We start from the raw sequence: 13,499 nt of genomic DNA, 5'->3' as shown, positions 1-13,499 counted from the left end.
GACAAACTGTGCAAGGTTTGGATGCGGTCCTACGTAGAATCCGCGCCTCATGCACGCCCCAGACCCCCGCCCCCTTCCGGCTTCCGAGCAAACCGCCCGCCTCACCCTGGCCACCAGGCTCCGGCGGCTTTCCGTTTACTTCGGCAACCAGCGCTCCGCATGGACACTCGCCGTGCTGGCCACGCTGGTCGGAGCGGTCACTGAGCCCCTCATTCCCGCGCTGCTCAAGCCCCTGCTAGACCAGGGATTCACCGAAGGCTCCTTGAAACTCTGGATGGTTCCGCTGGCCATCATGGGTGTGTTTCTGGTACGGGGATTGGCGCAGTTCGCGGGGCAATACGCTCTCGCCCGCATTGCCAACGAAGGCATGATGAAGCTGCGCGAGGCGCTCTTCGACCGCCTGCTCGCAGCCGAAATGGCCCTGTTCACGCGGCAGTCGGCCAGCACCCTGTCCAACACCGTGGTGTACGAAGTGCAGACCGGCGCCACGCTGCTCGTGCAGGCGCTCATGGGGCTGTCTCGCGACGGATTCACCCTGATCGCCCTGCTGGGATACCTGCTCTACCTCAATTGGCAGCTCACGCTCATCGTCGCCATCGTGGTGCCGGGCGTGGCCTGGATCATGAAGACGCTGTCCCGGCGGCTCTACCGCATCACCAAAAGCAGCCAGGAAGCGACCGACCAGTTGGCCTACGTGGTGGAAGAAAACGTGCTGGCACATCGCATGGTTCGGCTGCACGGTGCGCAACCCAGCCAGTCGCGGCGCTTCGGTGTTCTGAGCCAGAGCCTGCGCCGGCTGGCCATCAAGGCCACCATCGCTTCGGCAGCGATGACCCCGCTCACTCAATTGCTCGCCGCTGCAGCCCTGTCGGGCGTGATTTGCGTGGCGCTCTGGCAGAGCCATGCCAGCGGCGACCGTGATGTGACTGTGGGTGGCTTTGCGGCATTCATCACCGCCATGCTCATGCTCATCGCACCGATCCGCCGCCTGGCGGACGTGGCCAATCCCGTGACCCGGGGGGTCGCGGCCCTCGAACGCGGATTGGCCCTGCTGGGAGACACCCGGGCAGAGGACGGAGGCGACCACGCGCCCGAGCGCACCTCGGGAGCCATTACCCTGGAAGACGTCACCGTGGCGTTCGGCGAAGAGCAGGCCATGGCCCTGGACCACGTGAACCTGACCGTGCACCCTGGAGAAACCGTGGCGCTCGTAGGCCCGTCCGGCGCCGGGAAAACCACTTTGGTAAACCTGTTGCCCCGCTTCATCGCGCCGAGCGCCGGCCAGGTCCTCCTGGATGGCCAGCCTGTGTCGCGCTGGAACCTGCAAGCCCTGCGGTCGCAATTTGCCATGGTCAGCCAGGACGTGGTGATGTTCAACGACACGGTGGCAGCCAACGTGGCGTTGGGCGGCGAAATCGATGAGCAGCGCGTTCAGGACTGTCTGGCCGCCGCGAATCTGGCCGAGCATGTGGCGGCGCTGCCTTCAGGCATGCACACCGTGGTGGGCCACAACGCGACGCAGCTGTCGGGCGGGCAGCGCCAGCGCCTGGCCATTGCCCGAGCGCTTTACAAGGATGCGCCGATCCTCATCCTGGACGAAGCCACATCGGCACTGGATACCGAATCAGAGCGTCTGGTACAAGACGCGCTGCAGCGCCTCATGCAGGGGCGCACCACGCTCGTGATCGCGCACCGCCTGTCCACCATCGAGCATGCCGACCGGGTGGTGGTGATGGAGCGTGGACGCATCGCCGAACAGGGCACGCACGCCGACTTGATCGCCCAAGGCGGTCTGTACGCCCGGCTCCAGGCCCGCCCTGCGGGGCACTGAACCTCCGCTGCGCTCAGGTCCGACCGAGGGCGAAACGCTTCGCCGCCTTACCACTGTCCGCGGCGAGGTTGCCGCCGGCGCACGGCCTCAGCCACGAGTTCCTCCATGTCCTTGCGGTCGGCACGCCGCGCGAAGTCAGCGGCACCCAGACCGATCTGATTGCGCAACGTGGGGTCCGCTCCTTCGTCCAGCAGCAGCTTGGCCACGTCGGCCGTGCCGTAGCTCACCGCCATCATCAAGGGCGTGGTGCCGTTGGGCGAGGCGGCGTCGATGTAGGCGTGATTTTCCAGTAGCAGCGTGGTGATGGCCGCCTGCTGCGGCGTGGTGCCGGAAGCTGCATAGTGCAGAGGCGTCCACCCCGTCTTGTTGACATCGGCATCCTTGGCAATGAGCGCGCGCGCCGCCTCGACATTGCCCTTGATCGCGGCCAACATCAGCGGGCTTTCATCCTTGACGTTCCGCTCCTCCACCTTGATACCCTTGGCCGCCATCAGCGCCGCAAAGGCGCGCATGGAACCTTCTTTCAAGGCAAGCGTGAGCGCGACCTCACCCTTCGGATTGCGCGTATTCGGATCGAATCCCCGGCGTACCAGCGAGTTGATGCCGGAGTCGTCGTCGCGCAATACGGCGGTAAAGAAATCCTCATACGCACCGGCGTGGGCACATGCGCCGCACAGCGCCGCGGCGGCCAAAGCAAAGGAAGCAAGCACTCGGCGACGGACCATCATGATGGGGTGGCTCCAGAAAAGAACAGTGTGTCGAAATTGCGGCTCGTGGCCAGCGCCACCTCCTGCACGGGCATCCCTTTGACCTCAGCCAGTTGTTGCGCCACGAAAGGGACATACGATGGGTTGTTGGTCTTGCCACGGTAGGGCACCGGCGCAAGGTAGGGGCTGTCGGTTTCGATGAGCATCCGATCCAGCGGCACGAAAGCCGCCACATCCCGCAAATGCTGGGCGCTCTTGAACGTCACAATGCCGGAAAACGAAATGTAGTAGCCCAGATCGAGGGCCGCGCGAGCCACCTCTGCGGTCTCGGTGAAACAGTGGAATACCCCGCCAGCCAGGTTTCCAATCCCGTTCTCGCCCTCTTCGCGCAGGATCGCCAGGGTGTCGTCCGACGCGCTTCTCGTATGGATGACCAAGGGCTTGCCGCACGTGCGGGCAGCACGGATGTGCGTGCGGAAACGATCACGCTGCCATTCCAGATCAGCGATGCTACGCCCTCCTTTCCGATCTTCCATGCCGTAGTAGTCGAGACCGGTCTCGCCGATGGCTATCACCCTCGGCAAGGCAGCACGATCGAGCAGGTCCTGCTCGGATGGTTCGGCAATGCCTTCGTTGTCGGGATGAACGCCCACGCTGCTCCAGAAGTTGTCGTAGGCCATGGCCAGCCCGTGCACATCGGAGAACTCTTCCAGGGTAGTGCAGATGCAGAGCGCACGATCCACGCTGGCATCGGACATGGCCTGGCGAATGGCTGGCAGTTGGGAGACCAAATCAGGAAAGGTGAGATGGCAGTGGGAATCTGTGAACATGCGCAATCCAAACAAAAATGCCGACCGGCAGTCGGTCGGCATGGCAAAGGCGCGGGGCGCTCAGAGGGTCTGGGTCGGCCGGTCCGACCCCAGACTGGTTCCAAGCAACTCTTCGATCTTGAGCTTGAGAATGCGGGATTTCTCATCCCTCGGAAACTGAATGCCGACACCCTGTGTCCGATTCCCGGCCGCCCGCGCGGGGGTCACCCAGGCCACTCGCCCCGCTACGGGATACCGCTGCGTGTCTTCCGGCAACGTCAGCAGCACGTAGACATCATCGCCCAGCTTGTATTCGCGCTGCGTCGGCACAAAGATGCCGCCTTCGGCAAACAAGGGGATATAGGCCGCATACAGAGCCGCCTTCTCCTTGATGGCCAGCTGCATGACGCTGGGACGGGGCGCGGTAGAGGGGCTGCTCATGGTCTTGGGGCGTCTTCTTCAATGGCGCGAGTGTAGGGTGTTTCGCGCCTGCGCAACAAGCGCTTCCAGCATGAGCCCCGCATTGAAGGGGTGATCGGCGGTACGTGCCTCTTTTGCCAAAGCCTTCGCCCAGCGGCTCAACGGCCCGATGCCCGGCGGCGTCGGCAGGTCCTCCACTGCAAAGTAGCGTGGCGCCGCGCCGACCCGGCACGCCATCAGGTCATGGCAAATTTTTTGCAACGCGTCCACCGCCTGGGCAGGAGAGGCATCGGCCAACGCCGTGACATCGCCCCGGGCGACCGCCTTGGGCAGCTGCGACCACGATTGCGGGCTGCGTCCGGCGCGGGCCAGGCTCAGTGCGTCGTCGGGACGACCGCCGCATGCACGCAGAAATGCGCTGGCAGCATCGGATTCCAGACCTTGCTGAACCAGCCAATTCACCATGTCGGACTCAGACGGCCATTGCATCGTGTGCCCCAGGCAGCGGCTTCGGATAGTGGGCAGCAACTGGTGCGCGGCCTCGGTGGCCAGGACAAATCGCACGTCGCCTGCCGGCTCTTCCAGCGTCTTGAGCAACGCATTGGCCGTGACGTTGTTCATCTGCTCGGCCGGGTACACGAGCACAGCCTTACCACGCCCGCGGGCGGATGTGCGCTGCGCGAACTGCACGGCGTCCCGCATGGCATCCACGCGGATCTCGCGGCTGGCCTTGCGCTTCTTGTCGTCGATCTCAGACTGCGCCTTCTCTGGCAATGGCCAGCCGCGCTCCATCATCTGCGTCTCGGGCATGAGTACACAAAGATCCGCATGCGTTCTGACCTCGACCGCATGGCAACTGCCGCAGTGACCACATGCGCCATCATTTGTGGGCGTATCGCACAACCAGGCTCGTACCAACTCCATCGCCAACGCATACTGGCCCAGCCCGGACGGGCCACTCAGCAGCCACGCATGACCCCGCTGTGCCAGCAGCGTCTGGCGTTGTGCGGCAATCCACGGGGCGATCAATCGAGGATGGCTCATGGTGCACCCGCGCCGACGTCTGAAGTGCCCGACTGCAGCCAGCCTCGCTGGACCAGCGCGCCTGCCAATTGCGACCACACCGCTTCCCGGGGCTGTCCTGCGTCCAGGCGCACGAAGCGCTGCGGCGCAGCAGAGGCGCGATCGGCATAACCCTGCCGCACCCGGCCAAAAAACTCGGCAGGCTGCGATTCGAAGCGATCAGGAGCACGTGCATCGGCCAGGCGTGCTGCGGCTGTCTCCGGAGGGAGATCGAACCAGATCGTCAGATCAGGATCACGCATTTTTTCAGGCTCCAGTGCGTTACCTGATTGGGTGATGCGCTCCAAAATAGATAGCACCTTCGCGTCGAAGCCGCGTCCTCCTCCCTGATACGCGAAAGTGGCATCCGTGAAGCGGTCGCACAGCACCACCTCGCCCCTTGCCAACGCAGGCTCGATCACGCAGCGCAGGTGGTCGCGGCGCCCCGCGAACACCAGCAGCGACTCCGTGAGAGCGTCCATGGCGTCATTCAGCAAAAGCGCGCGAATCTTTTCCGCCAACGGCGTGCCGCCGGGTTCCCGGGTGACCGTGACGGTCTGGCCGTGACGCCGAAAGGCAGCCGCCAAGGCATCGATGTGCGATGACTTGCCCGCACCGTCGATGCCTTCGAATGTGATGAACCGTCCCGCTGGCTCCATGGTGGACTTTCTGCCGGGTTGGGGCGTGGTCAAGGCTGCCCCCGCTGGTAGCGGTTGACGGCCCGGTTGTGCTCATCGAGGGTCGGGCTGAACTGGCTGGTCCCGTCGCCTCGGGCAACGAAATACAAGGCGTTGGTCTTCTCCGGCTGGACTGCAGCGATGAGCGAGGCCTTGCCCGGCATGGCGATGGGCGTCGGGGGAAGGCCGGGACGGGTGTAGGTGTTCCAGGGCGTGTCCGCAAGCAGGTCACGTCGGCGCAGGTTGCCGTCGAATTTTTCACCCAGACCGTAAATCACGGTGGGATCGGTTTGAAGCAGCATGCCCGCCTTCAATCGGTTGCTGAAGACGCCCGCGATCTGTGCGCGGTCGGAAGAACGGCCCGTTTCCTTTTCCACAATGCTCGCCAGGGTGAGGGCTTCGTCGGCGCTTCGCAAAGGCGTGTCCGCCGCACGTTGCGCCCAAGCCGCCTCCAGCCGCCGGTCCATGGCATGCATCGCCCGGCGAAGCACGGACAAATCGCTGCTGCCTTTGGCATAGGTGTAGGTATCGGGGAAAAAGCGGCCCTCCGCCGGCACGCCGGGACGCTCGAGGCGCGCCATGATGGCGTCGTCAGCGAGGCCTTTGGTATCGGGCTTTAGCTGCTCTTCGCGCGCCAGCGCCTGGCGGACCTGCCGAAAGGTCCATCCCTCTACCAAGGTGACGGCGCGCAGAGCCTCTTCCCCACGCACGAGTTTTTGCAGCAGCTCGCGTGGGGTGGTGCCTGGCGGAATTTCGTAGTTCCCGGCTTTGATCAGGCGATCCTGACCGGACAAGCGAAACCAGGCGTAGAGCAGACGTGGATCGGAGTCGACACCGGCGGCGACCACATCACGCGCTACACCGCGGGGCGTAGTGCCTGGCTCGATCGCCAACTCCAGCGGCTGCGCGGAGGACACGCCGCTGCGAACGGGCATGGGCTGGTGCAACCACCACACCGCTGCCGCAGTGGCGGAGCACACAATGACTAGCAACAACGCGAAAAAACGACGCACAACCTTGGCAGCCTGTAGGGAAGTAACCGGGCATCATAATTCAGCCATGACTTATCCCTTGAACGGCATAGCCCCCCTTTCCCACCTCGGCGTGATTCGCGTGGAAGGGGAAGATGCAGCGAAATTCCTGCATGGCCAGCTCACCCAGGATTTCGCGCTGCTGGGTATGGAGGAGGCCCGATTGGCCGCATTCCTTTCCGCCAAGGGACGGGTGCAGGCCAGCTTCATCGGCTTCAAGCGCAGCGCCACGGAAGTGCTGTTGATCTGCAGTGGCGACCTGCTCGCTCCTACGCTCAAACGGCTGTCCATGTTCGTGCTGCGTGCCAAGGCACGGTTGAGCGATGCCACGGCAGATTTCGCCCTGTATGGCTTGGCAGGGAATGCGGTGACCGCTCTGGCAGCGGGTGAGCCACCCTCACCGTGGTCCAAAGCCAAGCGGGACGTTGCCACCGTGGTGCATCTGTATCCGGCAGTGGGTCAGCCGCGCGCACTATGGGTGGCACCGACCACCGCCCCTGCGCCGGTCGGGAATTTGCTCGCACCCGGCATGTGGGAGTGGGGCGAAGTTCAGAGCGGAGTCGCGACTCTGACAGCCCCCCTGGTGGATGTGTTCGTGCCCCAGATGTTGAACTACGAATCCGTTGGGGGAGTGAATTTCAAGAAGGGCTGCTATCCCGGCCAGGAGATCGTGGCTCGCAGTCAATTCCGCGGCACGTTGAAACGACGCACCTATCTCGCCCATGCAGCCCGTCCGATCATGGTGGGATCGGAGGTGTTCGCCGCCAGCGATGCAGAACAACCCTGCGGTTTGGTCGTGCAAACAGCGGAGTCTCCCACGGGGGGCATGGACGCCCTGGTGTCGCTGCAAATCGCCTCCACGGGCGAATCGCTTCGCGCAGGCGGCGCAGAGGGCGTGCCCCTTGCGTTAGGCACGCTACCTTATGCTTTGCTGGAAGACATCTGAATCGAACTGAAGGCCTGAATGAAGGTTCGTGCAGGCCCTTGGATTGAATTCGCTCTCTCGGTGAGCAGAATCATTTTTTCGTAGCACCTGCCACTTGCGGCTCATCCAGTTTACGGGCCCCAGAAGCAAAATCGGAGAGCGCAACCATGGCTTCGTCACGGGTGGCCCAGTGGTCTTCGGGTAGAGGCAGGTTATGGCCGTCTACCTGGATCTGTGCGAAGTAATAGCGTCCTGCCTTGCTCAGACACAACTCGGCTGTGTAAGTAGCCCCGTCGGCCACTCCAAAAACTGTCTCTTGCGCGTGTTTCTCATGCATCTCGAGCCCTTTCAGAACTTTTTCCATTCTGAGCAGGTAGCCTCACAGTTTTTGTAGGCGGCTTGGCCTTGTGCAAGTCACGCCACGAACAATTCATGGGCAATCTGAAATCGGCAAACACCACGCGCACAAAAAGAAGCGCTGCAACCTTTCGATTGCAGCGCTTTGGTGATTTTGGGGTGGCTGATGGGGCTCGAACCCACGACAACAGGAATCACAATCCTGGACTCTACCAACTGAGCTACAGCCACCGCAGACTCAAATTATACCCACAAATCAATCGACCTCTGAGAAAAAGCCATCAATTTTCCAGAACAGGCGCAACCGCTGGGCGAGGTACCTTGAACTGCACCTTGAAGCGGTCTTTCAGCAATTCGTAATATGCCAACGCTTCTGCGGAACCTGCAGCCTGCGCATACTGCTGATGTTGTTGGCGGTTTGCCGCCTCATCAGGGGCAGGACGGGGCACCAAGCGGTTGACCTTCACCACAGCGTAGCCCTGGGCGCCCAGGCTCACGCCAGTCCATGAAGGCAAAGCATCCACATTGGACTGCAGCGCGGCATCGATCACAGGCCGAGGCAGATTCTGCGGCTGATCCCGAGAAACGGTGAGTGCAGGCGCGAGGCCTGTGGCCGATGCAGGTGCAGCCTTCCAGGCCGCAAGCTTGGCTTCACCTTCCTTGCGAGCCATTTCCGCGGACTTCTCAGCCACATACAAATCCTTCACGCGGGCACGAACATCTTGCAGCGGCAATGCACGCGCAGGCGTATACGACGTGATTCGCCCGGCCACCAGGGCGCTGGGCCCGGTTTCGATGGCTTCGGTGTTCCGCTTGTGCTCCAGCGAATCCGGGGAGAACAGAGCCTCCAGGAAGCGCTGATTGGCCAAAGGCCCCTGCGCCCCCGCAGCAGGCGTGCGCATCACGCCATTGGCGGTCTGCACCTTGAGCTTGAGCTTCTCTGCGACGGATTGCAGACCGTCTGCCTGTTCGTACACCCCGTTGGTGAACGCTTCGGCCACTTCCGCAAACTTGCGTTGGGCCTGCTGCTGCTTCAGCTCTGTCTCCAGCGTGGGGCGCAATTGCTCGAAGCTGGGTTGCTTGGGCGCCTTGATGTCGGTCAACAAAATGATGTGATAGCCGAAGTCGGACTCCACCACGTTGCTGATCTCGCCCTTCTTCATGGAGAAGGCGGCATCCTCGAACGGTTTGACCATCGCACCGCGGGCGAAGAAATCCAGATCTCCGCCAGAGGCTGCGGAGCCAGTATCCTGCGAGTATTTCTTGGCCAATTCGGCGAACGTGCCAGGGGCCTTGCGAACCTGCTCCAGCAGTTCGGTCGCACGTGCCTTGGCTTTTTCACGATCAGAAGCAGGGGCGTCCTTGCTCGCATTGATCAGGATGTGGCTGGCGCGGCGCTCTTCCTTGCCAGCCAAGCGTTCCAGATTTTGCTTGTAGTAGGTGCGCAGGTCTTCTTCGTTCACGACGATGCTGGACTGCACTGCATTCGTGTCCAGCACCACATATTCGATGTTGGCCTGCTCGGACTGCTGGAACGACGCTGCATGCGACGTGTAATAAGCCTCCAGGTCGGCATCCGAAGGCGTGACCTTGGTGGCGAAGTCGGCGGCATTGAAGCGCGCGATCTGGATTTCGCGCCGCTGATACAACGCGTCCAGCGCCAGTTGAGATTGTGCGTTGCTGCTGAAGGCCGAACCCAGCACACCCGACATCACCTGATTCACGGAAATGTCGCGGCGCACATTGGCTTCAAAACCTTCCGGCGTCAGTCCCTGGGCTCCTACGATGGCGCGATAGGCCTCCGCATCCAGCGTGCCATCCGGGCGCCTGAGATTCGCGATGGCAGGAATGCCCTGCAAAGTGCGGGCCAGCTGCGCGTCGCTGGCGATGAGGTGCATCTTCTGCGCGGCGGTCTGCAAAACACGATCACGCACCATCCGCTCCAAGGTCGCATAGCGCGCCTGAGGCGTGTCGAGCAGCTTGGCATCCACCGTGGGAGATTGCGCGCGAATGCGGTCCGTTTCAGCGCGATGGGCGTTGTCCCATTCGTCCTGCGTGATGTCGTGGCCATCGACGCGTGCGACCACTGGACTCTTGCTGGAGAAGTAGCTGCGGTCGATGCCGACAAGGACAAAAGACGGAATGATCAGCAAGAACAGCAAGAACATCACGATCTTGGAGTGCTTGCGGATGGATTCGAACATGTGCGATCTTTCAGTGGCGACAAAAGAAAAGGCGAACTCGCGTTCGCCTTTTTGTTCAGTGGTGGGTGCTGACGGGGTCGAACCGCCGACCTACGCCTTGTAAGGGCGCCGCTCTACCAACTGAGCTAAGCACCCCACCTAAACATAAACCATCAGTTCAGAGCATCCTTCAATGCCTTGCCTGGACGGAACTTCGGGACTTTAGCAGCCTTGATCTTAATCGTATCGCCCGTACGGGGATTACGGCCGGTGCGCGCAGCGCGCTTGCCCACGGCAAAAGTGCCAAAACCGACGAGAGACACCGTACCGCCCTTCTTCAGGGTCTTCTTGACCGCCTCGATCGTGGACTCCAGCGCTCGCGCTGCTGCAGCCTTGGAGATGTCGGCGTTGTTAGCAATGTGCTCAATCAGTTCGGTTTTATTCACAAGAAGCCTCTCGGGAAAAGAGTGGATGGAATGTCTTTTGCAAATCTGGCCCTCCGACACGCGCCGTACCGAGCCGCAACGAAGTGGCACATCAAGCAGGCGGGGAAGGGCTGACACTGGGGCAGATTCTGCTGTGTCAGATTAAAGCCATCGACTTTCCGGGTGTCAATACAGTGCGCCGTTTTACGGCAGCGTAGCAGCGAATTCTAGACGCATTTGTGAAGCGGGCCGGGGCTTCCAAGGGCTTTTTCTCGGTGGCGTTGCGCCCATAGGCACATCCCGTATTGACAATCTGCTGGACGGAATTTCCGTGCTCGCACCACCCGTCCATTCACGATGCAATGCACCGTCACTTCTTGACCCGCGCCCGAATTTCCGGAAGCGCCTTCTGAAGGTAATACACCATCGACCACACCGTGAGCACAGCGGCAATCCAGATCAGCCATGTGCCCCAGACGCCCGTGTCGACCACGCCGAACAGCTGTCCGTCGTACAGAAGAAAAGGGATCGCGATCATCTGCACCGTGGTCTTGACCTTGCCCAGCATGTGCACAGCCACGCTGCGCGACGCGCCGATTTGCGCCATCCACTCGCGCAGTGCCGAGATTGCGATTTCGCGCCCGATGATGATCATCGCAACGAAGACATCGGCCCGCTGCAGATGCACGAGCACGAGCAAGGAGGCACAGACCAGGAACTTGTCTGCCACCGGGTCGAGGAAGGCGCCGAACGACGAGGTCTGGTTGAGCTTGCGCGCCAGATAGCCATCCAGCCAGTCCGTCGCGGCGAAGATGACGAACATCACCGTCGCGATGAGATTGCGCGTGGTCGGCTCCAGTGGCGCGTAGAACACCCCCACGATCAAAGGTATCGCGACAATGCGCGTCCAGGTCATGATGGTGGGGATGGTCAGGAACATGCGGCGATTGTGTCATGCCCGTTCGGCCACCATCGCCGAACGAGGCCAATCCAGTCAACGCAGCGCGCGATAGATCTCCTCGGCCAGATCGCGCGAAATGCCCTCCACCGTGATCAGGTCCTCCACGCTGGCCGCTGCGACACCGCGCACGCCGCCGAACCGCTGAAGCAGCCGCGCCCGCTTCTTCGGCCCCACGCCCGGAATCTCTTCCAGTTGCCCCCCGCCCACACGCACCTTGGCCCGCGCCGCCCGCATGCCGGTAATGGCGAAGCGGTGCGCCTCGTCGCGGATCTGAGCGACCAGCATCAAGGCAGCAGAGTCCCGGCCCAGGTAGACCTTTTCACGCCCATCGGCAAACACCAGCTCTTCCAGCCCCACCTTTCGGCCCTCGCCTTTTTCAACGCCGACGATGCGGCTGAGGTCCAGGCCGAGTTCGGTGAACACCTCGCGCGCCATGCTCACCTGCCCCTTGCCGCCGTCCACCAGCACCAGGTCGGGCAGCCGGGCTTGGCCTGGCGCGGGGTCCGCGCCCCCGGCCTCGCGCTGTGCTTCCGCGACCTTGCTGTAGCGGCGCATGAGCACCTGCCGCATGGCTGCATAGTCGTCTCCGCCCGTGATGCCTTCGATCTTGAAGCGCCGATACTCGCTGCTCTGCATTTTGTGATGGTGGAACACCACGCAAGACGCCTGGGTGGACTCGCCCGCCGTGTGCGAGATGTCAAAGCACTCGATCGTGAGGGTATCGAGGTCCTCTTCGCTCAGGTCCAGCGCCTCAGCCAGGGCCCGGGTACGCGCCTGCTGCGAACCCTCTTCGGCCAGCAGGCGGGCCAGCTGGATGTCTGCATTTTTCTGAGCCATGTCCAGCCAGGCGCGGCGCTGCTCCCGCGGCTGGTGCACCGCCGTCACCCGCACGCCGGTCTGTTGGGACAGCGCATCGATCAGTGCGCGATCGACCGGGTGGCTCACGATGAGCGCAGGGGGCACCGGCACGCCGATGTAATGCTGCGCGATGAAGGCCTCCAGCACCTGCGCCTCGACGGAACGCGCCGGTGCAGAACGCATGGACTGAGCCGACTTTCCTTCATCCACCGTGGCGCCAGCCAATTCACCGCCCTGCCCGCCTTCAATGGAAGCGGCCTCACTCGTGGACCCAGCGTCGTCCGCGGCCTCCTCTGCCTGGAATACGGCCGCAGCGTCTTCCACGTGCACGGGAAAGTACGCCCGGTCGCCCAGGTGCCGACCTCCCCGCACCATGGCCAGATTCACGCAGGCGCGCCCCCCCAGCACCTTCACTGCCAGAATGTCCACATCCTTGTCGGACACGGTTTCGATGGCCTGCTGGTGCAGCACGCGCGACAGCGCGGTGATCTGGTTGCGTACATCGGCTGCCTGCTCGAACTCGAGGCGGCCGGAATGCTCCATCATGCGGGCCTCCATCGATCGCAGCAGCTCTTGCGTCTCGCCCCGCAGCATGGCTTCCGCATGCGCGACATCGCTCGCGTAGGCCTGGGGCGAGATCAAATCCACGCAGGGACCGGTACAGCGCTTGATCTGATACAACAGGCAGGGCCGGGTGCGGTTGGCAAACACCGTGTCTTCGCAGGTGCGCAGGCGAAAAACCTTCTGCAGCAGCAAGATGGTTTCCTTGACCGCCCAGGCCCCCGGGTAAGGACCGAAGTAGCGGTGCCGCTTGTCGATGGCGCCGCGGTAGTAGGCCATGCGCGGGAAGAGCTGGCTTGGCGCCTCGCCGGTGCCGTCCTTGCCGGCCACGCCGGTGATCTTGAGATACGGATAGCTTTTGTCGTCCCGAAACAGAATGTTGTATTTCGGATTCAGCGACTTGATGAGGTTGTTTTCCAGCAGCAGTGCCTCGGCCTCGGAGCGCACCACCGTGGTTTCCAGCCGGACGATCCGGCCCACCATGTGGCCGATCCGCGTACCGCCATGGGTCTTGGTGAAGTAGCTGGAGACGCGCTTCTTGAGGTTGCGTGCCTTGCCCACATAGAGCAAGGCGCCTTGCGCATCAAAGTAGCGGTAGACACCCGGCAGCGGCGGCAGCGCGGCCACTTGCGCGAGGAGTTCGGGGGAATGCACATCGGACATGGCGCTATTGTGGCCAGTCTCTGCGCCCC

13 protein-coding genes and 2 tRNA genes are annotated in these 13,499 nt (G+C 62.6%); 2 read left to right on the top strand and 13 right to left on the bottom strand.

Translation table 11 applies throughout. The features are described 5' to 3' along the window. The first annotated feature begins 49 nt into the window (after window positions 1–49). Window positions 50–1,831: a lipid A export permease/ATP-binding protein MsbA gene (msbA, locus tag AVME950_RS17250; RefSeq protein WP_284430763.1), complete on the top strand. Its 1,782-nt coding sequence runs from the start codon at window positions 50–52 to the stop codon at window positions 1,829–1,831. Between the two features lie 47 nt (window positions 1,832–1,878). Here the strand turns inward: msbA and AVME950_RS17245 are convergent, their stop codons facing one another. Genes AVME950_RS17245 through mltG form a run of 6 tightly spaced genes read right to left on the bottom strand, consistent with a single transcriptional unit; the run spans window position 1,879 to window position 6,519 of the window. Continuing rightward, window positions 1,879–2,559, bottom strand: coding sequence for an ankyrin repeat domain-containing protein (locus tag AVME950_RS17245; protein ID WP_284430762.1), 681 nt, complete (start codon window positions 2,557–2,559; stop codon window positions 1,879–1,881). Then, window positions 2,556–3,368 (bottom strand): TatD family hydrolase, encoded by an 813-nt coding sequence (locus AVME950_RS17240; protein WP_284430761.1) that lies wholly within the window; start codon window positions 3,366–3,368, stop codon window positions 2,556–2,558. The genes AVME950_RS17245 and AVME950_RS17240 overlap by 4 nt, the downstream gene beginning before the upstream one ends. A gap of 60 nt (window positions 3,369–3,428) precedes the next feature. Further along, the gene (locus AVME950_RS17235; protein WP_272568678.1) at window positions 3,429–3,788 is read right to left on the bottom strand and encodes a PilZ domain-containing protein; all 360 of its coding nucleotides are present in this window, start codon (window positions 3,786–3,788) and stop codon (window positions 3,429–3,431) included. 18 nt (window positions 3,789–3,806) lie between these two features. Next, entirely contained in the window at window positions 3,807–4,811 is a 1,005-nt protein-coding gene (locus AVME950_RS17230; protein WP_284430760.1) for a DNA polymerase III delta subunit-related protein, read from the bottom strand. Then, window positions 4,808–5,488, bottom strand: coding sequence for a dTMP kinase (tmk, locus tag AVME950_RS17225; protein WP_284430947.1), 681 nt, complete (start codon window positions 5,486–5,488; stop codon window positions 4,808–4,810). The genes AVME950_RS17230 and tmk overlap by 4 nt, the downstream gene beginning before the upstream one ends. A 29-nt stretch (window positions 5,489–5,517) precedes the next feature. After that, window positions 5,518–6,519, bottom strand: a complete 1,002-nt coding sequence (gene mltG, locus AVME950_RS17220) for an endolytic transglycosylase MltG (RefSeq protein WP_284430759.1) — start codon at window positions 6,517–6,519, stop codon at window positions 5,518–5,520. A 46-nt stretch (window positions 6,520–6,565) separates the two neighbouring features. Here mltG and ygfZ point away from each other — a divergent pair, with 46 nt between their 5' ends. Further along, a complete protein-coding gene (gene ygfZ, locus AVME950_RS17215) occupies window positions 6,566–7,483 on the top strand; it encodes a CAF17-like 4Fe-4S cluster assembly/insertion protein YgfZ (protein WP_284430758.1) in 918 nt (305 codons plus the stop codon). Window positions 7,484–7,553: 70 nt separating this feature from the next. Here the strand turns inward: ygfZ and AVME950_RS17210 are convergent, their stop codons facing one another. The 7 genes from AVME950_RS17210 to uvrC form a co-directional block, all read right to left on the bottom strand. After that, the gene (locus AVME950_RS17210) at window positions 7,554–7,826 is read right to left on the bottom strand and encodes a hypothetical protein (RefSeq protein ID WP_284430757.1); all 273 of its coding nucleotides are present in this window, start codon (window positions 7,824–7,826) and stop codon (window positions 7,554–7,556) included. Window positions 7,827–7,974: 148 nt separating this feature from the next. After that, a tRNA-His gene (locus AVME950_RS17205) sits at window positions 7,975–8,050 on the bottom strand. 50 nt (window positions 8,051–8,100) lie between these two features. Beyond that, window positions 8,101–10,023 (bottom strand): SurA N-terminal domain-containing protein, encoded by a 1,923-nt coding sequence (locus AVME950_RS17200; protein WP_284430756.1) that lies wholly within the window; start codon window positions 10,021–10,023, stop codon window positions 8,101–8,103. A 59-nt stretch (window positions 10,024–10,082) separates the two neighbouring features. Beyond that, window positions 10,083–10,158 (bottom strand) — tRNA-Val (locus AVME950_RS17195). Window positions 10,159–10,175: 17 nt separating this feature from the next. Beyond that, window positions 10,176–10,448 carry an HU family DNA-binding protein gene (locus AVME950_RS17190; RefSeq protein ID WP_007858657.1) on the bottom strand — a complete coding sequence of 91 codons (273 nt, stop codon included), beginning with the start codon at window positions 10,446–10,448 and terminating at the stop codon, window positions 10,176–10,178. A 349-nt stretch (window positions 10,449–10,797) separates the two neighbouring features. Next, the gene (pgsA, locus tag AVME950_RS17185) at window positions 10,798–11,367 is read right to left on the bottom strand and encodes a CDP-diacylglycerol--glycerol-3-phosphate 3-phosphatidyltransferase (protein ID WP_272568672.1); all 570 of its coding nucleotides are present in this window, start codon (window positions 11,365–11,367) and stop codon (window positions 10,798–10,800) included. A gap of 54 nt (window positions 11,368–11,421) precedes the next feature. Further along, complete coding sequence (gene uvrC, locus AVME950_RS17180) at window positions 11,422–13,470, bottom strand: excinuclease ABC subunit UvrC (RefSeq protein WP_284430755.1); 2,049 nt, start codon at window positions 13,468–13,470, stop codon at window positions 11,422–11,424. Between the last annotated feature and the right edge of the window lie 29 nt (window positions 13,471–13,499).

The organism is Acidovorax sp. SUPP950, from assembly GCF_030158935.1.
Lineage (GTDB): Bacteria > Pseudomonadota > Gammaproteobacteria > Burkholderiales > Burkholderiaceae_C > Paracidovorax.
The sequence above is the reverse complement of the archived record's forward strand: the minus strand, read 5'-3'. Positions and strand labels throughout refer to the sequence as shown.